General features: G+C 74.7%; 16 protein-coding genes and 1 riboswitch. Of the genes, 4 read left to right on the top strand and 12 right to left on the bottom strand.

Translation table 11 applies throughout. From position 1 onward, the window contains the following. Nucleotides 1-27: 27 nt before the first annotated feature. Nucleotides 28-206: riboswitch (cobalamin riboswitch) on the bottom strand. A 409-nt stretch (nucleotides 207-615) separates the two neighbouring features. Further along, entirely contained in the window at nucleotides 616-1,317 is a 702-nt protein-coding gene (locus tag ACF053_RS23015; protein WP_391955653.1) for a restriction endonuclease, read from the top strand. 239 nt (nucleotides 1,318-1,556) lie between these two features. Here ACF053_RS23015 and ACF053_RS23010 read toward each other — a convergent pair whose 3' ends face one another. From ACF053_RS23010 to ACF053_RS22965, 10 genes are all read right to left on the bottom strand, one after another. Beyond that, a complete protein-coding gene (locus ACF053_RS23010; protein ID WP_391955652.1) occupies nucleotides 1,557-3,821 on the bottom strand; it encodes a S8 family serine peptidase in 2,265 nt (754 codons plus the stop codon). 547 nt (nucleotides 3,822-4,368) lie between these two features. Continuing rightward, nucleotides 4,369-5,814, bottom strand: coding sequence for a glyceraldehyde-3-phosphate dehydrogenase (locus ACF053_RS23005; RefSeq protein ID WP_391955651.1), 1,446 nt, complete (start codon nucleotides 5,812-5,814; stop codon nucleotides 4,369-4,371). 129 nt (nucleotides 5,815-5,943) lie between these two features. Beyond that, a complete protein-coding gene (locus ACF053_RS23000) occupies nucleotides 5,944-7,920 on the bottom strand; it encodes an ABC transporter ATP-binding protein (protein ID WP_391955749.1) in 1,977 nt (658 codons plus the stop codon). A gap of 83 nt (nucleotides 7,921-8,003) precedes the next feature. Further along, the gene (locus ACF053_RS22995) at nucleotides 8,004-8,441 is read right to left on the bottom strand and encodes a lasso peptide biosynthesis B2 protein (protein WP_391955650.1); all 438 of its coding nucleotides are present in this window, start codon (nucleotides 8,439-8,441) and stop codon (nucleotides 8,004-8,006) included. After that, nucleotides 8,438-8,692 (bottom strand): lasso peptide biosynthesis PqqD family chaperone, encoded by a 255-nt coding sequence (locus tag ACF053_RS22990; protein WP_391955649.1) that lies wholly within the window; start codon nucleotides 8,690-8,692, stop codon nucleotides 8,438-8,440. The genes ACF053_RS22995 and ACF053_RS22990 overlap by 4 nt, the downstream gene beginning before the upstream one ends. A 124-nt stretch (nucleotides 8,693-8,816) precedes the next feature. Beyond that, the gene (locus tag ACF053_RS22985; RefSeq protein ID WP_391955648.1) at nucleotides 8,817-10,673 is read right to left on the bottom strand and encodes a lasso peptide isopeptide bond-forming cyclase; all 1,857 of its coding nucleotides are present in this window, start codon (nucleotides 10,671-10,673) and stop codon (nucleotides 8,817-8,819) included. Between the two features lie 18 nt (nucleotides 10,674-10,691). Then, the gene (locus tag ACF053_RS22980; protein WP_391955647.1) at nucleotides 10,692-10,802 is read right to left on the bottom strand and encodes a keywimysin-related RiPP; all 111 of its coding nucleotides are present in this window, start codon (nucleotides 10,800-10,802) and stop codon (nucleotides 10,692-10,694) included. A 636-nt stretch (nucleotides 10,803-11,438) separates the two neighbouring features. Further along, nucleotides 11,439-12,014, bottom strand: coding sequence for a hypothetical protein (locus ACF053_RS22975; protein WP_391955646.1), 576 nt, complete (start codon nucleotides 12,012-12,014; stop codon nucleotides 11,439-11,441). A gap of 263 nt (nucleotides 12,015-12,277) precedes the next feature. Beyond that, on the bottom strand, nucleotides 12,278-13,369 hold the full coding sequence (locus ACF053_RS22970) for a glutamate--cysteine ligase 2 (RefSeq protein WP_391955645.1): 1,092 nt from the start codon (nucleotides 13,367-13,369) through the stop codon (nucleotides 12,278-12,280). Between the two features lie 138 nt (nucleotides 13,370-13,507). Further along, nucleotides 13,508-14,095, bottom strand: a complete 588-nt coding sequence (locus tag ACF053_RS22965) for a DUF6328 family protein (RefSeq protein WP_391955644.1) — start codon at nucleotides 14,093-14,095, stop codon at nucleotides 13,508-13,510. Nucleotides 14,096-14,299: 204 nt separating this feature from the next. On the opposite strand from ACF053_RS22965, the gene ACF053_RS22960 reads away from it, so the two are divergent. The 3 genes from ACF053_RS22960 (at nucleotide 14,300) to ACF053_RS22950 (ending at nucleotide 16,030) form a co-directional block, all read left to right on the top strand. Continuing rightward, entirely contained in the window at nucleotides 14,300-14,716 is a 417-nt protein-coding gene (locus ACF053_RS22960) for a CBS domain-containing protein (protein ID WP_391955643.1), read from the top strand. 163 nt (nucleotides 14,717-14,879) lie between these two features. Then, nucleotides 14,880-15,098, top strand: coding sequence for a DUF5133 domain-containing protein (locus ACF053_RS22955; protein WP_391955748.1), 219 nt, complete (start codon nucleotides 14,880-14,882; stop codon nucleotides 15,096-15,098). 80 nt (nucleotides 15,099-15,178) lie between these two features. Next, entirely contained in the window at nucleotides 15,179-16,030 is an 852-nt protein-coding gene (locus tag ACF053_RS22950) for an RNA polymerase sigma factor SigF (RefSeq protein ID WP_391955642.1), read from the top strand. Between the two features lie 291 nt (nucleotides 16,031-16,321). Here the strand turns inward: ACF053_RS22950 and ACF053_RS22945 are convergent, their stop codons facing one another. Both ACF053_RS22945 and ACF053_RS22940 read right to left on the bottom strand, forming a co-directional pair. Then, on the bottom strand, nucleotides 16,322-18,655 hold the full coding sequence (locus ACF053_RS22945) for a SpoIIE family protein phosphatase (RefSeq protein ID WP_391955641.1): 2,334 nt from the start codon (nucleotides 18,653-18,655) through the stop codon (nucleotides 16,322-16,324). Continuing rightward, nucleotides 18,652-22,680 (bottom strand): HAMP domain-containing protein, encoded by a 4,029-nt coding sequence (locus ACF053_RS22940; RefSeq protein ID WP_391955640.1) that lies wholly within the window; start codon nucleotides 22,678-22,680, stop codon nucleotides 18,652-18,654. Before ACF053_RS22940 ends, ACF053_RS22945 begins: the two co-directional genes overlap by 4 nt. Nucleotides 22,681-22,684: the final 4 nt, after the last annotated feature.

Raw genomic sequence — 22,684 nt, 5'->3', positions numbered from 1 at the left:
AAGCCTCCTGCGGAGTCCGCGCTCCTCGGATCGGGCCCGCGACAGGCCAGTGTCCTGACTCCCGGATCGACGTTCCCCCGGCCTTCCCGCGCGTGCGCAGTGGCCTTCCGGTGGGGTCCACTCCCCGGTCACAGTGGCGGGACCGTGCCGGAATCGCACCGGCTTCCTGTCTCCCGTCGCGGTGATGACCAGGTGATCCTACGATTCGCCGCGTCAGGGACGAAAGGGCGCACGGGGGAACCGTGCGCCTGGCAGTCCGTCGGCCCGGCCACGGCGTCCGTGCCACCAGCCGCTCGGTGTCCTGCTCACGGGGCCGGCCGTGCAAGCCGCCGAGGACCTCGGCCCGGGCGGGGCGCCGCCTCGTGGAGGGAGGGCCCGTCATCCCCCGGGTACGGGCCGCGCCCCCGCCGTCCGGACGGCGCCGCACGTTCCGGCCGGGCGCCCCGAGGGGTTTGGCGCCGGGTGGCGGGGCCAGACGGGGTGTCAGGGAGGGGGTGCCGCGTGACCGTACCGCAGAGGACGACGAGGGCGCCGAGGGCGCCGAGGGCACGGAGGGTGCCGAGGGCGCAGCGAGCGCAGAGGGCGCCGAGGACGCGGCGGGCCGGCTGGCGGGACGTGGTGCTCGCCCTGGGGCTGGTCGGGGTCGCCGTCGGCGGGCTCGCGCTGCTGGTGCGCACCGTGTGGCACGTCCCCGACGGGGCGTTCGGCCCCGTCCTGCTGCTCGTCATGGTGGTCCTCGCGGCCGTCGTGGCGGGTCGGGCGGCCTCGCGCCGGACCCCCGGCCGGGCGCGGATCCCGGCACAGGCCCCGCCCGCGGATCCCGACGAGGTCACGGCGGTGCTCCCCGTCGAGGGCGCCGCGCCGGCCCCGCCGGTGCCGCGGCTGGACGGCGACAGCGTCGACCACGAGGAGGTCGACCCCTACGGCTTCGAGCACACGGTGGCCGCGCTGTGCGTACGCGACGGGTGTACGCGGACGGAGGTGTCCGGCGGCCCGGGCGACCTCGGTGCCGACGTCGTGGCGACGGCACCCGACGGCCGCAGGCTGATCGTCCAGTGCAAGCAGTACGCCGCCGACAACCCCGTCGGCTCGCAGGACCTCCAGCGCTTCGGCGGCACCTGCTTCGCCGTCCACGGGGCGGAGGTCGCGGTCGTCGTGACGACCAGCACGTTCACGGCGCCGGCCGTCGAGTACGCCGCGACGATCGGCATCGTCTGCGTCGACGGGGAGGCCCTCGCGGCCTGGACCGACGGCCGTACGCCCCCGCCCTGGGAGGACCCGGTGGCGGCGCCGGAGCCACCCGTCGAGGCGGGCTGAACCCCCCGGCGCTCGCCCCGTCCCAGGAGCCCGGCGCCCCGCTTCCGCTCCGGGGCCGTGGGCCCCGGGTGTGCCCGCAGCCCGTGGCCCGCACCCCGTGGCCGGCGGCGCCCCGGGGCGGGGGCACTCCGGGGCGGACGGCACGGCGGCGCCGGGGGCGGGGGCGCGGGGGCGCGATCCCGCCCGGTCTCCGGCCGCCGGCTCGTCACCGGCTCGCCGTCCACGGGCACGGGTGCCGTTCAGCCGGTCGCGCGTCGCAGGGGGCCGGTCAGCCTGCCCGTCACCACCAGGGCGAAGTCCTGCGGACCCTCCAGCAGATTGCGGGCGAACACCTGGATCAAGTAGCGGCCCTGCGGGGCGTCCGGGAGCCGGACGACCTCGACGTTGTTCGTGCTGTCCGTCCGCAGGAGCCGGTTGGGCAGGGTGTCGTTCCCTGCGTGCCGGACGCCGTCGGGCGCCTCCACCAGCACGCTGAGGTCGTTCTGCAGGGACCGGCCCGGCAGGTCCGTGTACGCCAGGCAGAGCCGCAGGGCCGCGCCGGCCGCCACCTCCACCGTGAAGCGGCTGACGTCGCCGGTCCGGGCGAGCTGCCGCGCGGGGGCCTGCCAGGTGTCGGCGAAGTCGAGCACCAGGTCCGGGACGGCGGGGTTCGGCAGGGTCGACGGCAGGTGGATCGCGCCGAACCCCTGGTGGAAGTGCGGGTCCGGGGCCGTGGCGTCCGGCGCGGTGAGCCGCCGGGCACCGTTGATCAGCGTGGCCTTCACCAGGGCGGCGCTGGGGCTGGTGGCCCGCTCCCGCACGTAGTACTCGCGCACCAGCGCGGCGCAGCCCGCGACGAGCGGGGTGGCCATGCTGGTGCCGCCCATGAAGGCGTACCGGGGGTTGTCGTGCAGGCCCCAGAAGCTCTGCCGCGGGGCGCCGGCGGCGCGCGTCGAGAGGATGTCCGTGCCGGGCGCCACCACGTCGGGCTTCACGCGCCAGTCGTCGCACGGGCCGCGGCTGCTGAACGCGGCCAGCGCCTCGGGGTCGCCCGAGACCCGCTCGCCGGCGATCGGATCGTCGGGGAAGGGCGTGCCCCGGTCCCACTCGCCCCAGGTGAGGTTCCCACCGGGCCCGTCGGTGCGGCTGGTGCGCGCGGCGCCGACCGTCAGGGCGTTCTTGCTCGACCCGGGCGAGCCGAGCGACAGCCAGTCGACGAACCCCTCCTGCGCGTGGAGGCGGGCCGCCGCCGTGCCCTCGTTCCCCGCGGCGATCACGACGAGCATGTCGGGCCGCCGCCGCACATAGGCGTCGACGTCGTCGGAGTTGGCGGTGTACGCGGCCTCGGTGGCGGCGCCCCAGCTGTCGTTGTGGACGCGGGCCCCGGCCTGGTAGGCGGGCTCGAACAGGTCCTCCAGCGAGGCCGGCAGACCGCCGAGGCCCCCGTGCCGGTCCTGCACCGACTGGAAGTACAGCTTCGCCTCCGGCGCGACGCCCCGGAAGGCGCCCTGGGAGGCGCTGCCGTCGCCGAGGACGGACCCCGCCACGTGCGTGCCGTGTCCGTGGGGGTCGGAGGAGTCGCCGGGACGGCCCAGGGCGGCCGTGCCGACCACGCGGCCGTCGAAGTCGGGGTGCGTGGTGTCGAATCCGGTGTCGGCCACGGCGACGACCTCGCCCCGGCCCGTCAGCGGCAGGCCGGCCGCCGGGCCCGCCGGCGTCACGCCGAGCAGTGCGCGGGCGACGTCGTTGAAGAGCTTCGGCTCCACGTACTCGGTCACGGCCAGGACGCCCGGCACCCGGGCGACCTCCTCCTCCAGCGGTGATCCGGCGGGGATCCGGACGCGCAGGCGGCGCCCGCCCTCGGCGACGATCTCCGGTCCGTGCGCGTCGACGCGCGCCAGCAGCCAGGCGCGTACGCCCGCGCGGGCGTCGGCGTCGGCCGTCACCAGGTCCCAGGTGCGCAGGACCGTCGTGCCGTGACCCTCCGTCTCCACCTCGGTGAGCTCCCCGGCCGACAGCCGCAGCGGCGCCGCCGCGTCGGGGTCGTGGTGTCGTACCGCTCTGACGAACGGCAGGTTCAGGACGTCCTCGGCCTGCTCGGGGGTGGCCGTGACGAGGTAGGCACCGCCGGGCAGGGCGCGCAGCAGGACCGCGCCCTGGCTGACGATCCCGGCGCGGTACTCCTCCAGCAGCGGCTCGCCCAGGTGCAGCACCCACTGCGCGGGCACCCCGGGCTCCGGGGGGAGCGGTTCGGGTGCACGGCCCTCCCGCGCGTCGGCCCCGGCCCCGGCCCCGGCCCCGGTGCCGGGTTCGCGGGCACGGAGCGTGGCGCGGGCGGGGGAGGGCGGTGCGGCAGGGGGGCCCGGGTCGAGCGGGTCGACCAGCAGGCCCGCCGCGGTGAGCCGCGGCAGGTCGTCCGCGTCGGCGTCGCCGACGACGAAACCGCTCGTCACCGAGGCGTTGCGAAGCACGCGCACGGCCTCGGCGGCCTCCCCCTCGTGCAGGTAATAGGCGATGACACGCATGGCGTTCGCCCCTTCCGGAGCAGGGCATGTCGGGTGGAGCGTCCACGAGAGGGGCCCGTGGGGCCCGGCGGGCGCGGGGCGTGCGCACGGTCGCACTGCCAAGGTAACTCCGGCACGGCAGGTCCGCCGCTCGGCCCGGCGCCCGCACCGCCCGCCCGGGCAGCGCCACTCGGAGCCGCCGGGCCGGGACCGCCGCCGCACGCGGCCGCCGTCAGACGTGTTCGGCGGGAGGCCGCTTCCCGTGAACAGGTTCACCACGAGCCCTGGCTCGTCTCACGGCGCGCGCTCGGCAGCTCGGAGGGCGCCGCCGCGCGTGTCGCCGCCAGGCCCCGCCGCGCTCGGGCCGCCGGGGCCGGAACGCCGCGCTCGGGCAGCCGCGCCAGGGGAGCCCGCTCGGGCCGTCCACTAGGGGAGCCCGCTCGGGGCGGCATGCCGACGGCCCGCGCCGGGCGGGCGGGGCGGGGGAGTGGGGGGAGCCGGAACGACCGGCCGCCGCCCCACCGCCGCCCCGGCCGCGAGACGCGGGCCGGGAGGTGGTGACGCCGTGTCAGACCGCGGGGGCCGGGTAGGTCGGGTACTCCACCCCGGAGACGTGCTGCACGACGCGGATCACCTGGCACGAGTAGCCGAACTCGTTGTCGTACCACAGGTAGAGGATGGCGTTGTCGCCGTCGACCTTGGTGGCGCCGGCGTCGACGATCGAGGCGTGGCGCGAGCCGATGAAGTCGCTCGACACCGCGTCGGGGGCGGTGGTGAAGTCGATCTGACGCTTCAGCGGCGACGTCAGCGAGACGTTGCGGAGGTAGTCGAGGACCTCCTCGCGCGTGGTCTCGCGGCCCAGCCTGAGGCTGAGGATCGCGATGGACACGTCCGGCACCGGGACGCGGATGGAGCTGCCGGTGATCGGCGCCTTCAGCTCCGGCAGCGCCTTGGCGACGGCGGAAGCGGCGCCGGTCTCGGTGATGACCATGTTGAGCGGCGCGGAGCGGCCCCGGCGGTCCGCCTTGTGGTAGTTGTCCAGCAGGTTCTGGTCGTTGGTGAACGAGTGGACGGTCTCCACGTGGCCGCGCAGGACGCCGTACTCGTCCGCCATCGCCTTGAGCGGCGGGACGATCGCGTTGGTGGTGCAGGAGGCGCAGGACAGGACCTGCTCGTCCGGCTTGATGGTGTCGTGGTTGACGCCGTGGACGATGTTCGGGACGTCGCCCTTGCCCGGGGCGGTCAGGACGACCTTGTCGATGCCGGGGCGCAGGTGCTGCGACAGGCCCTCGCGGTCGCGCCACTTGCCGGTGTTGTCGATGAGGATGGCGTTGTTGATGCCGTACGCCGTGTAGTCGATCTCCGACGGGTCGCCCGCGTAGATCACCTTGATGGCGTTGCCGTTGGCGACGATGGTGCTGTTCGCCTCGTCGACGGTGATCGTCCCCTGGAACTGGCCGTGGATCGAGTCGCGCCGCAGCAGCGAGGCGCGCTTGACGATGTCCTGCTCGCCGCCCCGGCGGACCACGATGGCGCGCAGGCGCAGGCCGTTGCCGGAGCCGGCCTTCTCGATGAGGAGGCGGGCGACGAGGCGGCCGATGCGGCCGAAGCCGTAGAGGACCACGTCGCGGGGCTCGCTGCGCTCGATCTTGTCGGCGCCGGTCGCCCCGGCCACGGCCTCGGCGGTGAACTCCTCGACGGACAGGCCGCGGTCGTCGGTCCGGTAGGTCGCCGCGAGCATGCCGATGTCGATCTGGGACGGGCCGAGGTCGAGCGTGGTGAGGGCCCGCAGGAAGGGCATCGTCTCGGTGACCGAGAGCTCCTCACCGGCGATCTGCCGGGCGAACCGGTGGGTCTTGAGGATGCTGACCACCGACTTGTTCACCAGGGAGCGGCTGTGGAGCAGGATCGTGACGTCCCGCTCCCTGTGCAGCTTCCCGATGATCGGGATCATCGACTCCGCGATCTCCTCGCGGTTCTTCCAGCTGGTGAACGAGTCCTCATTGACAGTCACAGGTTCATCTTTCGAGCTAGGCGGTGCTCATATGCTAACCCGACAGCACTTTGATCTTTCAAGCGGTGCCCACCTGAGCGGACGCCCAGCTCGAATGGGAGGAAAGGCGGTCCGTTTCGCCCCGTTTCGCTAGGCGATGGTGTCCCCTTGGGGGCGTAATGCACGGGAACCATCCCTTCCGTCCCGGTCGGTGGGGGTACCGCGGGAGGCACCCGTCACCGCCGCCGGTCGGAGCACCTGCGCGGCGGCCAGCCGGCGGTAGACGGGGCTGTCGACGAGGAGGCGGTCGTGCGGCCCGGTGGCGACGACGCGCCCCCGGTCCAGGACGACGATGCGATCGGCGTGCTGCACCGTCGACAGCCGGTGCGCGATGACCAGCACGGCGCACTCCCGGGCCAGGTCCCTCAGGACGCCGGTGAGCGCCGCCTCGTTCACGGCGTCCAGGTGCGAGGTCGGCTCGTCGAGCAGGAGCAGGGAGGGGCGCGTGAGCAGCGCCCGGGCCACGGCGACGCGTTGGCGCTCACCCCCCGACAGGGTCGCGCCGCGCTCGCCGACCGTTCCCCGCAGACCACCGGGGAGCCGCTCGACGACGGCCCCGAGCCGGGCCAGGTCGACGACGCGGCGGACCTCCGCCTCGCCGGCGTCGGGGGCGCCGTACGTGATGTTGTCCCACAGGGTGCCGTGGACCACGTGGGTGTTCTGGTCGACGACCGCGATGCGCGCGCGGCAGTCGGATCGGCTCAGCTCCGCCGCGGGCACGCCGTCGAACGACAGGGTCCCCGCGTCCGGCTCGTAGAACCGTGCCACCAGGGCGAACAGGGTGCTCTTGCCCGCTCCCGAGGTGCCGACCAGGGCCACCTGGCGCCGGGGCGGCACCGTCAGCGACACCCCGCGCAGGACGGGCCGTTCCGGCGTGTACGCGAAGTGCACGTCGTGCAGGGCGAGGACGGGTGCCGCCGCACCGGCCTCGTCCGCCCGCCGGGCTGAGGTGGGGACGCGGGGGGCGGGGGACACCGTGACGGCCGTGGCACCGGGACCGTGAGTGGCCGCAAAGGTCGTGGCAGGGGCAGGGGCAGGGGCAGGGGCAGGGGCAGGGGCGGGGGCGGGGGGCTCCGGTGGCTCCGCCGGCAGGTCGAGGGTCTGCCGTACGCGCGCGTGGGCGCCCGCGCCGCGCTGGATGAGGCCGATCGCGCGGAACACCGACGACAGCGGCAGCGCCAGGTAGGACGCGTACAGCAGGAACGCCACGAGGTCGCCCAGGGAGGTGCCCTGACCGGTCACCCGCAGACCGCCGACGACCAGCACGAGGAGGAACGAGCCGTGGACGGCGAGTTCCACGGCCACGCTCATCACGGCGGCGAGCCCGGCGGTCCGCACGCCGGACCGGTACGCGGACTCGACGCGGCTCCCGATGGCGGCCGCCTCGCGCTCCTCGGCGCGGTGCACCCGCACCATGGGCAGGGCCCCCAGGGCCCGTTCGAGTTCCGCGGCGACCGCGCCGACCGAGTCCTGCGTGTGCGCCGACGCCGCGCGGATCCCCTTCAGCAGCGAGGCGACCAGCACCGCGGCCACCACCACCGTCAACGCCACGAGGAGCAGCAGCAGCGGGTCGAGCCACGCCATGAGCGCGATGGCCCCGGCCGCGACCAGGGTCCCCGTCACCAGGTCGACGAGCGCCTGCGAGACGACCTCGCGCAGGACGGTCGTGTCGGCGGTGACGCGGGAGGTCAGGTCACCGGCGCGGTGCCGGTGGTACTCGCGCATCTCCAGCCGCAGGAACCGGTCGACCAGCCCGTGGCGGAGCTGGCGGACCACGCCCTCGCCCGTGCGCTCCAGGAGGTACCGGCCGACGGCGCCCGTCGCCGCCTCCGCGGCGAACACGGCGGCCAGGAGCAGCAGGACCGGCCCGAACGCCCGCCCCCCGGCGCCCAGGTCGACGGCCTCCCGGGCGAGCAGCGGCTGGGTGAGCCCGAGGGCCGCCGCCGCCAGGCTGAGGACGGCCGCCAGGGCGATGGCCCGACGGTGCCCGACCGTGAGGCGGTACAGGGTGGCGATCGACGTCCACGTGGACGTCGCCCCCACGACCGCCGCCGTCGTCGTCCCCACGACCGCCGCCGTTGCCCCCTCGGCCGTCGCCTCCACGGCTGCCGCCGGCACCCCGGCGGCGCCGTCGGGGTCGTGCGCGCCGCTCACCGGCGGGGCGGCCGGGGGACGGGCCCGATCGCCATCAGGCGGGTGAAGTAGTCGTCCGGCGCGTCCTCGCCCACGGGACGCCCCTCCGCCTCGACCCAGGCGTGGGCCGTGAACGGGGGGACGACGCGCACACCGGTGCACCACGTGGGCCACGTGCCGCCCAGCCGGCACAGCAGCGCCGCGCCGAGGGACCGCGGCAGGCAGCCCTTCGGGCCGGCGCAGCGCAGACTCACCGCGCACACCGCGTCACGGGCGTCCGCCGCCTGCGCCGCGCTCGCCGGCGCGGCGCCCCGCCGCAGCAGGTCGAGGACGCCGCGGATCCGGCGGGGCGGGAGGAGGGAGAGGACGAGGGCCGGCAGCAGCACCAGCCGGGCGGCGCACCGCCGGGCGAACGGTACGCCCTCGGGCCGTTCGAGCGCGGACGGTGTCGTCATGCGGCCAGCCCCGCGGCCCGCAGCTCCCCCACGAGGGCCGCGACGTCCCGCGCGGCGCCCTCCGGGTCGACGTCGAACTCCGCGACCAGGGCGGCCGCCGCGGCGGACTCGTCGCCGCCCGACATCAGGACGCCGACCACCAGGGTCGCGCTCGGGTTCAGCTCCCAGTACTCACCGCCGCGTTCGTCCAGGAGGACGGTGCCGTAGTCCGTCTTCGCGGTGGACACGTCCGCCGAGAACCGCAGTGCCATGCGAGGGTCCTTCCTGGTGGTGGGCGCCCGGCGGCGCCGGGGCCGGTCGCCGGGATGGTCGGGGCGGGCTGGGGGAGGGGCCGACCGGAGGGGGAGCGTCGGGGAGATCCGGTCGGGGGAGCGGTCAGGGGCGGGCGGGGGCCGTGCCGTCGCGGGCCGGTTCGAGGCCGCGGAGCCACACCTCGGCCGCGATGGTCGAGTAGAGGACCGCATCGCGCAGCTCCGGCGTGGAGGGACGCTGGGCGAGGCGGCGCAGGGCCGCTCCGTCGACGAGCCCCAGCCGCTCCAGCCGGGAGTCCTCCCACAGGGCCATGAGGTCGGCGCGGTGTTCCCGCAGCCCGTCCGCCGCGTCCATGGAAGCGGCCGCCTTGTTGGTGCGCCGCAGGCACTCCTCCGGCACGATTCCGCGCATCGCCGCGGTGAGCAGGGGCTTGTACCGCCACGGGGAGACCCGCTCGGCGGGGCGCACCGCGAGGCAGGCCTCGATGACCCGGTCGTCCAGGAAGGGGGACGCCATGGGCAGCCCCGCCCGGGCGGCCATGTGGTCCCACTGGCGGATGACGCGGGTGCAGCCGCGGATCTGCTCCAGGTCGGTGTGGAGACCGCGGTCCGGGTGCAGGGGCCGGGCCCCGGCGGCCGCGTCGCGCAGCGCCCGCCCCGCCAGCTCCGCGGCGTCCGGGGTGACCCAGTCGAACAGGCGGGGAGGCATGCCCCAGCCGAGGCTGGTGGTGACGGTGGCGGGCCGCGCCCCGCGCAGGTCGACGGCGCAGTCGCGCAACCACCTGCCGTACGGCCGGCTGTCGGCCAGCGCCCGCAGTGTCCCGCCGAGCGGCCACTGCCACAGGGCGCGGAAGCCGCGCAGCTGCCGCAGGGCGAACAGCGGCCGCCTCCGGGCGAGCCGGTGGTAGTACGCCTCCGAGCACCAGGCGACGTGGTCCCCGCCGATGCCCGTCAGGTGGAGGCGGCTGCCCCGGCGCGCCATGCCGGGCAGGTGGTGCAGGACGCGCGACCGGTCCATGACCCCGATCGTCGGCTCGTCCAGGAGGTCGTCGATGCCGAGCAGGCCGGTGTAGACGAGTGGCGAGGCGTCGGCGTCCCACACGACGTGCTCCACGTCGGGCAGGGCGCGGGCGGCCCGGCGGGCCCACTCCAGGTCGGTGTCGGCGGGGTCGCGGCCCGGCCAGGTGCTCGCCACCACACGGGCCGGTGACCGGTCGGCGAGGAAGCAGACGGAGGTGGAGTCCAGCCCGCCGGACAGGTCGCAGCTGACGACGCCGCCGCCCCGGGTGCGGGCGTCCACGGCGTCGGCGAGGGCCTGTCGTACCAGCGGCGCCCCGTCCGCCAGGGCCTGGACCGGCTCCGGCGGCGTCCACCACCGCGAGCGGCGCACCCCGCGCCCGTCCGCCGCGACGACGAGCGCCTCGTCCGGCGGGACCGCGTGGACCCCCTCCCAGAGGGACGCCTCGGACAGCGGGTGCGGCACCGGCCACAGCAGCCGTACGGCCAGCTGCGCGCGGTCGGGCGCGCGGCCCAGGGCGGCGGCGAGCCAGTCGGCGCGGGTGGCGGCGACCGTCACCCCGTCGAGGTCGGCGTGGTAGGTGAGGCGGAGGCCGGACGCGGTGCCCTGGACCCTGGTCCGGCCGTCGAGCGCGGCGACCAGGTGGAAGCTGCCGGGCAGGGACCTTACCCAGGCGTCCAGGTCGGCCAGGTCGCGCAGGCGGCCGGCGACCCGGTGCACCTCGGCGGCGTCGACCGGGCAGGTGCCGACCAGGGCGAGCGCGGCGGAGCCGGCGCGGGCGGAGACGAGTTCGTCGTCGTCCCACCGGCCGACAAGCCAGGGCCTCCCCGAGGCGTGGGCCAGGACGCGGGTCCCGGGGCGTCGGAAGGAGCGGGCCGCGGCGGCCGCGTCCGCGCGGTCGGTGAAGACCGCGAAGTGCGCGCCGCCGTGGCCCGTCCCCGCACTGTCGTGCAGTTCCGTCATGACGTCAGGTCAGGAACGTCAGTTCTTGCTGAGGATCAGTCGGTCGTTGCCGGAGCGCTGCAGGAGCCCCGTCGTCTTCCGGAAGCTGCCCAGCCGGGCCAGGGTCGGAGCCTCGTACGCCTTCTTCATGACTACTCCTCCGGTCGGTTCGCCACCCACCCGGGCGGTGGGTGGCGGCTGTGCCGTGGGGTCGGCCTGGTGGCGGGGCCGTCAGGCTCCGCGACCGGGTGGTCGCCCCGTCCACCAGCTATCTGTACGGTCAGGCGAGATCACAACCCTGCAAGGCTTAGTCGGACTATCGGGCCAATCGGTCCTCCTCGCGGTGGCCACCGGGGACTCGACTCGGCCGGGATGGACCGGGTGTGGTCACCGCTTCTCCTCCGGAACGATTCGACCTGCACCGTCATGTCCCTCGGCCACCCTGCGCCCCACCCGGTCCGACCGGAGACGACGAGCGGCGCCCGGCGCACCGCACCCGCTCCGCGCGCCGTCCACGGGCAACCGCCCCACCGAAGTGAGCCGGTCGGTTCTCGGGCACCGACGGCTCCACCCGGGGTGCCGTGGATGCGAGGGGCCGCTTCGCACGTCCCTGCGCGGCGGCGGTCACGGCCGCCGGCTCCCGCGAGCGGGACTCGCCCCGGGGCCGCACCGGCACGCCCTGATCGGGCGTGACCGGGGTGCGGCGGGGGCGACGTAGGGCGGAGGCCGCCGGTGGCCCTCCGGGCGGTCAGGTGCCGGAAGGCGGCCGGGACGGCGCGCGCCGGGTCACTGCCCCGCCTCCGCCGCGTCGGCCGACCCGGCGCGCGCCTCCCCGGACCGCCGCGCCTCCCCGGACCGCGCCTGCCCGGCCTGCGGGGGGACGGCCCGGGGCGGTACGGCCCGCGGTGGTACGGGTTCGCTCGGTGCGGGGGTCCCGGGCGCCCCGACCTGCGGGAGCGCGGCAACAGCCGCCTCGGCCTCGCGGAGGAGGGCCCTCGCCTTGTCCTCCGCCGCGTCGTAGCGGTCCGGGTGGGCCGACCGCTGCACCTCCTGGGCGGTGCGGCCGGCGGACAGGCCGGGCGACCGCCGTTCGACGCCCATCGCGGCGCGGAAGAACCGCTCGGCCGCGTACGGCACGTCCATGATCTGCTCGGGCGTGCCCCAGCCCTGGCTGGGGCGCTGCTGGAAGACGCCGAGCGAGTCCTTGTCGCCGCAGTCCAGGTTGTTCATGTGCGACTCGACCCAGCCGGCCTCGAACGCGGCCAGCATGACCTTGTCCGACACGGCGAGCCTGAGGCCGACCCGGTGGACGGTCCTGATGACGTCGGGGTCGTGGTCCGGGGGGATGCGGCAGGGCGCCAAGACGGCACCTCCTCGATGAGGGGCGGGCGGCCGGCACGCCGCACGCGCGCGGGCGGGGCGCCCGACCATCGGCGCCCGGGAACCAGCGTCCGTACCGCCGGGTGGCCGTCACAAGGGAGCGCCGCGCCCGTCGCCCGAAAGGGGAGCGGACGCGGTAAACCGGGCTCCGCCGCAGGTCGGCCGCCTCCCGTACACACGGATCGGCCGGTCGCCGTAGGGCGACCGGCCGATCCGTCACACCGCGGGGGGCGCGGCGCGGTGCGTCAGGCGAGCGTGCGGCGCACGCACTCCGCCACGACCTCCTGCAGGCTCCCGGTGCGGTGCAGCAGCGTCCGCTGGACGCGGGCGCCGTTGCCCGTGGCGAGCAGTCCGGCCAAGGCGTCCTGCGCGCCGAGGAGGTCGCCGTTCTCCTCCAGCGCGTCGCGCACGTGGTCGAAGAGCGCCCGCACCACGGCCTCGGCGGGCGCGGGGCGCATCGTGACGGGGTGGATCAGCTGGTCCTCCAGGCCCGACCGGGCGGCCCGCCAGGACGCCAGGCGCAGCAGGGCGACGCCGTGCCGCGTGGGCGGCACCCCGTCGCGCCACTCCCGGGCCGCCGTGTCGACCAGGCCCCGGATCAGCGTGGCGATCAGGGCCGTGGTGGACGGGTCGAGGCAGACGTCCGCGACCCGGATCTCCACGGTCGGGTACGAGCGGGAGAGGCGGGCGTCGAAGTACACCATGCCCTCGTCCTTGAGGGCGCCGCTGGCCACCATGTCGGCGACCTGCTCGTGGTACCGGTCCGCCGAGCCGAACACCTCCACGGGACCGGCCGAGGGCCAGCGGCCCCACACGCGGTTGCGGTAGCTGGCGTACCCGCTGTCCTCGCCCTGCCAGAACGGCGAGTTGGCGCTCATGGCGAGCAGGGCGGGCAGCCAGGGCCGGATGCGGTCCAGGACCGCGACGCCCTCCTCGTCGGAGTCGACCGAGACGTGGACGTGGCAGCCGCACGTCAGCTGTTCCTGCGCCGTGAGGCCGAAGTGCTCCTTGAGCCACTGGTGGCGCTCGTCGTTCCCGATGGTCGGGCTCACCTCCAGCGGGGACGTCGCCAGCGCGGCGACCGAGGCGTCGACGCCTTCGGCGTGCCGGGCGGCCTCCGCCCGCCACCGCCGGATCTCCTCCTCCAGGTCCCGCATGTCCGTCTGCGGCTTCGTCGCGAACTCCAGCTGCTGGCGCTGCAGCTCGCTCTCGAAGACCTCCTCGTTGCCCTGCGGGTCCCGGGAGGCCGCCGCGAGGACCGCCGCGGACAAGGCGCGCGGCTCCCCGGTACGGCCGTCCACCAGGAGCAGCTCCTCCTCCACACCCACACTCCGCACGTCACTCACCCTTCCTCGGCGCTGGGGTCCAGCCCGCCTGCCCCGATCGTCGGCTCCCACTCCTGGTCCGGCCCGCGCGGCGCCCGCCGCCCGGCCCCGACCCGTACGCGCCGTCGTGCGACCCGTACGCGCCGCCGCTCATTCGCGTACCGCCGGGTCGTCGTCCCCGCGGCGGCCCGACCGGTGCCGCAGCCACAGCGGCAGGGCGTACCAGCACAGCGCGAACCACAGCATCACCCCGCCCACCAGGAGCTCCGCGAGCAGACCGGGGACCACCACGTGGAGGATGAGCAGCAGGGTGCAACCGATCGTGAGGGCGAGCAGCACCATGCCGCACATCATCAGCTTGTGCGCGGTCCCGACCAACTCGTCCTTCATGCGCTGGCCGGACAGGAACCGGTGCAGGGAGACCGGGGCTATGAGGGCCGCGGTGGCGGACGCGCCGGTCACCACCGTCGCGACGTAGACCGCCCGGTCGAACGTCCCCAGGTCGCGGAAGACGGGGGTGAAGGCGACGCTCAGCAGGAAGCCGAAGAGGATCTGGACGCCCGTCTGGGCCACCCGGGTCTCCTGGAGGATCTCCTGCCACCTGCGGTTCACCCGGTCCCGGGCCGACTCCGGCCGGTCGTCACGGGTGACGTCGTCGTCGGTGACGGAGTCGTCCCCCGTGCGGCAGGCAGGAGGAGTTCTCGTGTCCCGGTCGACCGGCGGCTCTGTCATGGTCATGGCGTCCTCCATATTCGGGGGACGACCGTGTGCCCGTTCCTCGCACATGCATGCCGATGCCGCCCTCCGGTTGCGGATCGGGGGAAACGGGGTTAGCCGGGCCGGATGGCGGGGGACCCGTCGTTCCGTCGGAACACCGGCCGCCGTCGCGTCCCACGGGACGGCGCGCGGTCGGAAGGTCATCGAAGGAGGGAAGGCCGCACCATGACGACGGCACGAGAGATCATGACCGAGGGCGCCGAGTGTGTCGGGGAGGACGAGAGCGTGCTCGACGCCGCCAGGAAGATGAAGGAGCTCGGAGTCGGTGCCCTGCCCATCTGCGGCACGGACGACAAGCTCAAGGGCATGCTGACCGACCGCGACATCGTCGTGAAGGTGCTCGGCGCCGGCAAGGACCCGGCGAGCTGCAAGGCCGGCGAACTGGCCCAGGGTGAGGTCGTGACGATCGGCGCGGACGACGACGCGGACGAGATCCTGCGGACCATGACGAGCCACAAGGTGCGCCGTCTGCCGGTCATCGACGGCCACGAACTGGTCGGCATGGTCGCCCAGGCCGACGTGGCGCGGGCGCTGCCGGAGCCGAAGGTCGGCGACCTGCTGGAGGCGCTGTCCACGGACTGACGCCTCCTCAGCGACGGGCCCCGACCGAAACGATTCGGCCGGGGCCCGCGCTTTTGCGCCGAACCGGGGCACCGCACCGGCATGGGCGCGGGGGTCGGGGGTAGCAGCGCTTCCAGGCGAGGCGTAGGACGCCCGCCGCAGCGAGAGGAGACGAGCCGTGTTGATGGCCCACCCCGCCGTGCTGAGCAAGCTGGCAGAGGAGTACGCGTCGCTGGAGGCCCGGCGCGCGCAGGCCGACGGCCCCGAGGTGCGGCGCCGCATGGAGGACGTCGCGTACACGCTCTGCGTCTCGACCGGCACCCGTGACGTCGAGGACGCGCTCGCCGCGGTCCGACGCCGGCTCGCCGAGGCCCACGGGAACGACCCGGTCCTCGCGCTCTGACCGGCCGCCGGGCCCGGCCCGGCCCCGACCACCCACACGCGCGCCGGCACGGCGGGCACGACGGCAGAATCGGAGGGGACATGACGGTGATCGCGGCGGGGACGTCGACGGCGGCGGACCGCGAGGGGCGCATCCCCGGGGGCGTCGAGCCGCAGCGGCTCTCCCCCCAGGACGCCCGTGAACTCTCCAGGACGTTCTTCGACCGGCTGGCGACGCTGGAGGAGGGCACCCACGACCACCAGTACGTGCGCAACACGCTCATCGAGATGAACATGTCGCTCGTCCGCTTCGCCGCACGGCGCTTCCGCGGGCCGGGCAGCGACATGGACGACATCGTCCAGGTGGGCATGATCGGCCTCATCAAGGCGATCGACCGGTTCGACCTGTCCCGCGAGGTGGAGTTCACCACCTTCGCCATGCCCTGCATCCTCGGGGAGATCAAGCGGTTCTTCCGCGACACCTCGTGGGCCGTGCACGTCCCGCGCCGGCTCCAGGAGGCGCGCCAGGAGCTGGTGCGCGCGACGGACGAACTCACCTCCCGGCTCGGCCGCGACCCGAAGGTCTCCGAACTCGCCGACCTGACGGGCATGACCGAGGACGAGGTCCGCAAGGCCCAGGTCGCCGCCGCCGGTTACAGCTCGGCCTCGCTCGACGCCGCAGTGCGCGGCGACTCACCGGACGGCGAGGCCGTGCTCGCCGACTTCATCGGCGTCGAGGAGCACGCCCTCGAACTCATCGAGGACTTCCACTCCCTCGCCCCGCTCGTCGCGGAACTCGACGAGCGGGACCGCACCATCCTGCACCTGCGGTTCGTCGAGGAGCGGACGCAGGCGCAGATCGCCGAGGTGCTCGGGGTGTCGCAGATGCACGTGTCGCGGCTGCTCGCCCGCACCGTGCGGCGCCTGCGGGAGGGCCTCCTGACGACCTCCTGAGGCGCCGGGGGCGCCGGGCCGCCCGAGCACCGGGCCGCCGGGGGCGCCCACGGGACGTCGGGACGCCGCACGGGGCAGACCCGCCCGGTGAACCAGTCATCCGGCCCCGGCCCGCTCGGCCCCGGCCCGCTCGGGAGACCCGTCCGGATTCGCCGGGCCCCGCCCGGCAGTGCCGCCGCCGGCTCACCCCCCCCCGCACGCCCGGAGGCCGCCCGGCCCCGGTCCGTTCGCGCGGGCCGCCGAGGCCCGCCCGCCCCGGCTGCCCGGCCACCACCCCTCCAGTCGACCCGCTCAGCCCACCTGCACGCCGATCAGACAGGTGTCGTCGTCCGTGTCGGACCGGCTGTGCGTCAGCAGCAGGTCCAGGTGCTCGCCCAGGTCGCGGGTGCTCTGCCCGGCGATGGGCAGCAGCTGCTGGAGCGAGTGCTCCACCGAACGGTCCCGCCGCTCGATGAGACCGTCGGTGTACATGAACAACCGGTCGCCCAGCTCCAACGGCAGCCGGTGCTCCTCGTACTCCGCGTCCGGTACGGCACCCAGCAGCAGACCGCGCGGCAGCGGCAGCGCGGACGCCTCGCCGTCACGCACCAGCACCGGCGGCGGGTGTCCCGCCCGCGCCCAGCGCAACACCCGCGTCTCCGGGTCGTACACCCCGCAGACGGCCGTGGCGGTCACGTGCTCCGTGAGGTGGTGCGCCACCGTGTTCAGCCAGCCGAGCAGCTGCGCGGGACCCGAACCGGTCGCCGCCAGTCCGCGCAGGGCGTTGCGCAGGACCACCATCCCGGTCGCCGCCTCGATGCCGTGGCCCGCCACGTCCCCGACGACGAGCAGCACCTTCTTCGTGGGCAGCAGCACGGCGTCGTACCAGTCGCCCCCGACGAGGTGCCCCTCCTCCGCCGGCCGGTAGCGCACCGCGACCCGCAGGTCGGCGAGGTCCACCGGCGCCGACGTCGGTGGCATGATCGCCTGCTGGAGCTGGAGGGCGAGGCGGTTCCGCTCGGCCACGCGCTGTTCGGAGTCGGCGAGCCGGTCCCGCGTCGCGGCCAGCGCCACCTCCGTCCAGTGCTGCGCCGACACGTCCTGGTAGGCACCCCGGACGGCCAGCAGCGCGCCGTCCGGACCCGTCACCGGCTCCGCCACGATGCGGATGTGGCGCACCACGCCGTCGGCGCGCTGGAGCCGTACGGCCGTGGACGCCGCGTGCCGGTGGTACAGGACGGCCCGCAGGAACCGGCCGATGGCCACGGCGTCGTCCGGGTGCGCGTGGTGGTGCAGCCGCTCCAGCGGCACGGGCGAGGAGCCCTGCGGCAGCCCGAAGAGCGCGAACAGCTGGCTGTTCCAGGTGATCTCGCCGCTGACGACGTTCTCCTCGAAGCCGCCGATCCGGCCCAGCCGCTGCGCGTGCTGGAGCAGCGCGGCGAGCCGGGTGGCCTCGTCCTCCAGCCGCCACGTGAGCAGCACCGAATCGCCGTACCGGCCGATGCCGACGGCCGCCACCGACGTGAGGGGCACCTCGCCGACCAGGGCGCTCAGCGCCATCCGCTCGGCGTGGAACGCCTCGCCCGTGGCGTGGACGCGCAGCACGTACTCGTACAGCCCGCCCTCGCGGGCGGTCAGCGGGTACGCCTCCAGCAGCCTCATGCCGATCAGCGTCGACCGGGCGCGGCCGGCGATGTCGCTGAAGCGCTCGTTGGCGTACGAGATGGTGAAGTCGGTGACCTGGTCCCGGTCGTCGAGCACGGGCCGCAGCACCATCGTCGGGTCGAGCAGGCTGTCGGCCAACTCCACCAGCGGGCCCGCGGGGTTGTCCGGGGTGCGCGGCTCGGCGAGGGCCGCCTCGGAGCCGGGCAGGGTGTGGGCGCACAGGTCGGCGAGGGCGTCGAGCTGCCGGGCCGCCATGCCGGACAGCGGCGGCTGGGTGTGCGGCCAGCACACCTCCAGGACGCCCATGACGCGGCCGGACACCTCGGCGGGCAGCACGGCCCGGGCCCCGGTCGTACCGCGCCGCTGCCCGATGCCCGGCACGTCGGTGGGCAGGTCGCCGAACCACAGCGGCCGGCGGTCGGCGACGGCCCGCTGGGCGAGCGTCCCCACACCGGGCGGTACGTAGTGCCAGCGCTGTGCCTCGCCGTGGACGAAGCCGGCGTGCGCGGCGAGGACGAGCGCGCCACCCGGGATCGCCGCCCACAGGGCGGCGGCCTTCGCCCCCAGCGGCGCGAGCGCCTGGTCGAGCATGGAGTCCACGACGGCCTGCGCGTCGCCGGTCAGCGACCCGGCCTCGGCGGTGCGCATCCGCAGCACCTCGCCGGGGGCGGACTGCTCGGGGGCGACGACCTGCCGCGCCGCCGCGGTCGCCACCGGCGCCGCCGCGGCGACGTCGTCGCCCGCCGCGCCGTTGACGATGTCGGCGGCCAGCTCCAGCAGCGGCAGCCGCGCCGCCTGGGCCAGCTCCTCCAGGTGCCGGAAGGACTCCATCGGCCCGCCGTGGCCCCGCTCGACGAGGATGCCGGTCGCGATGCCGATCAGGGCCCGGGCGTCGGCCGACTGCTGCGCGAGGTCGAGGTCGCGCCGCAGCTGCTCGACGGTGCCGGCCAGGGCCTCCACCCGCTGTTCGTCGCCGCTCATCGGCGCAGCCAGCGCCGCATGCGGTCCACGAGCGCGGCCGCGTCGACGGGCTTGGTGATGTAGTCGTTGGCCCCCGCCGCGAGGACCTTCTCGCGGTCACCGGCCATGGCCTTGGCGGTCACCGCGATGATCGGCAGGTCGGCGTGGTCGGGCATGGCGCGGATGGCGGCGGTGGCGGCGTACCCGTCCATCTCCGGCATCATCACGTCCATCAGGATCAGCTCGACGTCCGGGTTGTTCGTCAGCATCTCCAACCCCTGGCGGCCGTTCTCGGCGTGCAGGACGCGCATGCCGTGCATCTCCAGCATGCCGGTCAGCGCGTACACGTTGCGGGCGTCGTCGTCGACGACCAGGACCACCCGGCCCGCGAGGTCGCTGTCGCCAGGGGCCCCGGCGCCGTCCACCGCGGCGGCCACCGGGCCGTGCACGCGGGGCAGCACGTCGGCCGGGTGGTCGGCGGTGAGGTGCAGGGCGATGCGCTCGCGCAGCTCGTCCAGGCTGGGCAGCAGCTCCCAGGGCTTGTCCGTCGACCAGGTCTCCAGCTGGCGCTTCTGGTCCTCCTCCAGCCGCCGGGTGTGGTGGGCGAGCACCGGCACCTGGCGCAGCGCGGGATCCCCGCCGACGGCCGCGAGGAAGCGCATGGCGGCGCCGTCGGGCATGTCGAGCCCGAGCACCACGCAGTGGCACGGTTCGGCGGCGAGCGCCGCGGCCGCCTCCTCGGGGCCGACGGCCGTGCGCACGTGGGCGCCGGGCAGGGAGTCGGCGACGCCGGTGTTGTCGGCCAGCTCGGCGACGGCGCTCTCGGCGACGAGCGACAGCAGTCCCCGCGGCCGGTCCTCGATGACGAGGACGCGGCGGCGGCCCGGCAGCCGGCCGGGCGCACCGGACGGCGCGTCCTGCCCGGAGCGGGCGACCTCCTTCTCGGCCCGCGGCTGTTCCTTGTCCGCCGGGCCGGCGGGGGCGTAGCGGGCGACCGGCAGGTAGAAGGTGAAGGTGCTGCCCTCGCCGAGGGCACTCGTGGCGTGCACGGCGCCGCCGAGGAGGTGGGCGATCTCCCGGCTGATGGAGAGCCCGAGGCCCGTCCCGCCGTACTTGCGGCTCGTGGTGCCGTCCGCCTGCTGGAACGCCCCGAAGATGGACTCCAGCTGGTGTTCGGCGATGCCGATGCCGGTGTCGGTGACGTGGAAGGCGAGGGCGGGGCCGTGGTCCCGCATCTGCTCGGGGAGTTCGTCCTCGGTCGCCGGTGCGATGCGCAGCTCCACGGCGCCGGCCTCGGTGAACTTCACCGCGTTCGACAGGAGGTTGCGCAGCACCTGCCGCATGCGGGTGTCGTCCGTGACCAGCTCGTCGGGGACCCCCGGCGCGACGCTGACCAGGAACTCCAGCCCCTTCTGCGTGGTCATCGGCCGGAACGTCGCCTCGACGTAGTCGAGGAGGCGCCGCAGCGGGACCTGCTCGGGGGAGATGTCCATCTTCCCGGCCTCGACCTTGGACAGGTCGAGGATGTCGTTGATCAGCTGGAGCAGGTCGGAGCCCGCGGAGTGGATGACCCCCGCGTACTCGACCTGCTTGGGCGTGAGGTTGCGGGTGGGGTTCTGCGCGAGGAGCTGGGCGAGGATCAGCAGGCTGTTCAGCGGGGTGCGCAGCTCGTGGCTCATGTTGGCCAGGAACTCCGACTTGTACTTCGACGCCAGCGACAGCTGCCGGGCGCGGTCCTCCAGCTCCTGGCGGGCCTGCTCGATCTCCTGCGTCTTCGCCTCGATGTCCCGGTTCTGCGCCGCGAGCAGCGCGGCCTTCTCCTCCAGGTCCGCGTTGGACTTGCGCAGTTCCTGCTGCTGCTCCTGGAGCTCCTCGGAGCGCGCCTGCAGTTCGGCGGTCAGCCGCTGCGACTCCTCCAGCAGCTCGTCGGTGCGGGCGTTGGCGACGATGGTGTTGACGTTCACACCGATCGTCGCCATCAGCTGGTTGAGGAAGGTGCGGTGGACGTGCGTGAACGTGCCGAGCGTGGCCAGCTCGATCACTCCGAGCACCTGCTCCTCGACGACGATCGGCAACACGATCAGGCTGGACGGCTCGGCCGTCCCCAGCCCGGAGGAGATGCTGACGTACCCGCCGGGCAGGTCGTCGATGGCGATCGTCCGCCGGCTGCGGGCGGCCTGGCCGACGAGGGACTCGCCCAGCCGGAAGCGGGCCGGCCGGTCGGAGCCGGCGACGGGCATGCCGTACGAGGCGATGAGGGACAGCTCGACGCCGGCCCGGGCCTCCTGGGCCAGGTAGAAGCCGCCGTACTGGGCGCCGACGAGCGGGGTCAGCTCGTCCATGATCAGCTCGGCGACGACCGTCAGGTCGCGCTGGCCCTGCATGAGGCCGGACATCAGCGCGAGATTGGTCTTGAGCCAGTCCTGCTCCTGGTTCGCCCGGGTCGTCTCGCGCAGGGACTCCACCATGGCGTTGATGTTGTCCTTGAGCTCCGACACCTCGCCGGAGGCGTCGACGGAGATCGACCGGGTGAGGTCGCCCTCGGCGACGGCGCTGGTGACCTCCGCGATGGCGCGGACCTGCCGGGTGAGGTTCCCGGCCAGCCCGTTGACGTTCTCGGTGAGGCGCTTCCAGGTGCCGGAGACGCCCTCCACCTCGGCCTGGCCGCCGAGGCGACCCTCCTTGCCGACCTCGCGGGCGACGCGGGTGACCTCGGCGGCGAAGGAGGAGAGCTGGTCGACCATCGTGTTGATGGTGGTCTTCAGCTCCAGGATCTCGCCGCGGGCGTCGACGTCGATCTTCCGGGTGAGGTCGCCCTGCGCGACGGCGGTGGTGACCTGGGCGATGTTGCGGACCTGGTTGGTCAGGTTCTTCGCCATGGAGTTGACGTTGTCGGTGAGGTCCTTCCACGTGCCGGCCACGTTCGGGACGTGCGCCTGCCCGCCGAGGATGCCCTCGGTGCCGACCTCGCGGGCCACGCGGGTCACCTCGTCGGCGAACGCCGACAGCGTCGTCACCATGGTGTTGATGGCCCCGGCGAGCGCGGCCACCTCGCCCTTCGCCTCCACGGTGATCTTCTGGGAGAGGTCGCCGCGCGCCACGGCGGTGGCGACCTGGGCGATGGAGCGCACCTGACCGGTGAGGTTCGACGCCATCACGTTGACGTTGTCGGTGAGGTCCTTCCACGTGCCGGACACCCCCCGCACGGTGGCCTGGCCGCCGAGGTTGCCCTCGGTGCCGACCTCGCGGGCGACGCGGGTGACCTCGTCCGCGAAGGCGGACAGCTGGTCGACCATCGTGTTGATGGTGGTCTTCAGCTCCAGGATCTCGCCCCGGGCGTCGACGTCGATCTTGCGCGTGAGGTCGCCCTGCGCGACGGCGGTGGCGACCTGGGCGATGGAGCGCACCTGCGCGGTGAGGTTGCCGGCCATGAAGTTCACGGAGTCGGTCAGGTCGCGCCAGGTACCGCCGACTCCCGGCACCTGCGCCTGGCCGCCGAGGCGGCCCTCGGTGCCCACCTCGCGCGCGACGCGCGTCACCTCGTCGGCGAACGCGGACAGCTCGTCGACCATCGTGTTGATGGTCTTCTTCAGCTCGTGGATCTCGCCCTGGGCGTCGACGGTGATCTTCTGCGAGAGGTCGCCCCGGGCCACGGCGGTGGCGACCTGGGCGATGTCGCGCACCTGGGTCGTCAGATTGCCGGCCATGGCGTTGACCGAGTCCGTCAGGTCCTTCCACGTGCCGTCCACGCCCGGCACGCGGGCCTGGCCGCCGAGCCGGCCCTCGGTGCCCACCTCGCGCGCGACGCGGGTCACCTCGGAGGTGAACAGGGACAGCTGGTCGACCATCCCGTTGAAGACCGACGCGATCTCGCCGAGCAGCCCGTCGTGGTCGTCCGGCAACCGGGTGCGGAAATCGCCGTCCCGCACCGCCGTCAGGCCGGCGAGGAGCTGCCGGAGGTCTCGCTCCGGCACGGCGCCGGCGCGCTCGCCGTCGTTCTCGTGCTCCACCACCGTGCGCTCCTCCGTGCCCGGGCCCACAGTCATGGTT

Origin of the sequence: Streptomyces kanasensis (assembly GCF_043077165.1) — a bacterium.
Lineage (GTDB): Bacteria > Actinomycetota > Actinomycetes > Streptomycetales > Streptomycetaceae > Streptomyces > Streptomyces changanensis.
This window is presented reverse-complemented; position numbering and strand designations above follow the sequence as displayed.

What these genes read in the sequence shown, in the direction of transcription:
- ACF053_RS22965 (WP_391955644.1), bottom strand. Translation starts at nt 14,095, where the DNA reads ATGACCATGACAGAGCCGCCGGTCGACCGGGACACGAGAACTCCTCCT.
- ACF053_RS22990 (WP_391955649.1), bottom strand. Translation starts at nt 8,692, where the DNA reads ATGGCACTGCGGTTCTCGGCGGACGTGTCCACCGCGAAGACGGACTAC.
- ACF053_RS23010 (WP_391955652.1), bottom strand. Translation starts at nt 3,821, where the DNA reads ATGCGTGTCATCGCCTATTACCTGCACGAGGGGGAGGCCGCCGAGGCC.
- ACF053_RS22950 (WP_391955642.1), top strand. Translation starts at nt 15,179, where the DNA reads ATGACGGTGATCGCGGCGGGGACGTCGACGGCGGCGGACCGCGAGGGG.
- ACF053_RS22985 (WP_391955648.1), bottom strand. Translation starts at nt 10,673, where the DNA reads ATGACGGAACTGCACGACAGTGCGGGGACGGGCCACGGCGGCGCGCAC.
- ACF053_RS22945 (WP_391955641.1), bottom strand. Translation starts at nt 18,655, where the DNA reads ATGAGCGGCGACGAACAGCGGGTGGAGGCCCTGGCCGGCACCGTCGAG.
- ACF053_RS22955 (WP_391955748.1), top strand. Translation starts at nt 14,880, where the DNA reads ATGGCCCACCCCGCCGTGCTGAGCAAGCTGGCAGAGGAGTACGCGTCG.
- ACF053_RS22995 (WP_391955650.1), bottom strand. Translation starts at nt 8,441, where the DNA reads ATGACGACACCGTCCGCGCTCGAACGGCCCGAGGGCGTACCGTTCGCC.
- ACF053_RS22940 (WP_391955640.1), bottom strand. Translation starts at nt 22,680, where the DNA reads ATGACTGTGGGCCCGGGCACGGAGGAGCGCACGGTGGTGGAGCACGAG.
- ACF053_RS22980 (WP_391955647.1), bottom strand. Translation starts at nt 10,802, where the DNA reads ATGAAGAAGGCGTACGAGGCTCCGACCCTGGCCCGGCTGGGCAGCTTC.
- ACF053_RS22960 (WP_391955643.1), top strand. Translation starts at nt 14,300, where the DNA reads ATGACGACGGCACGAGAGATCATGACCGAGGGCGCCGAGTGTGTCGGG.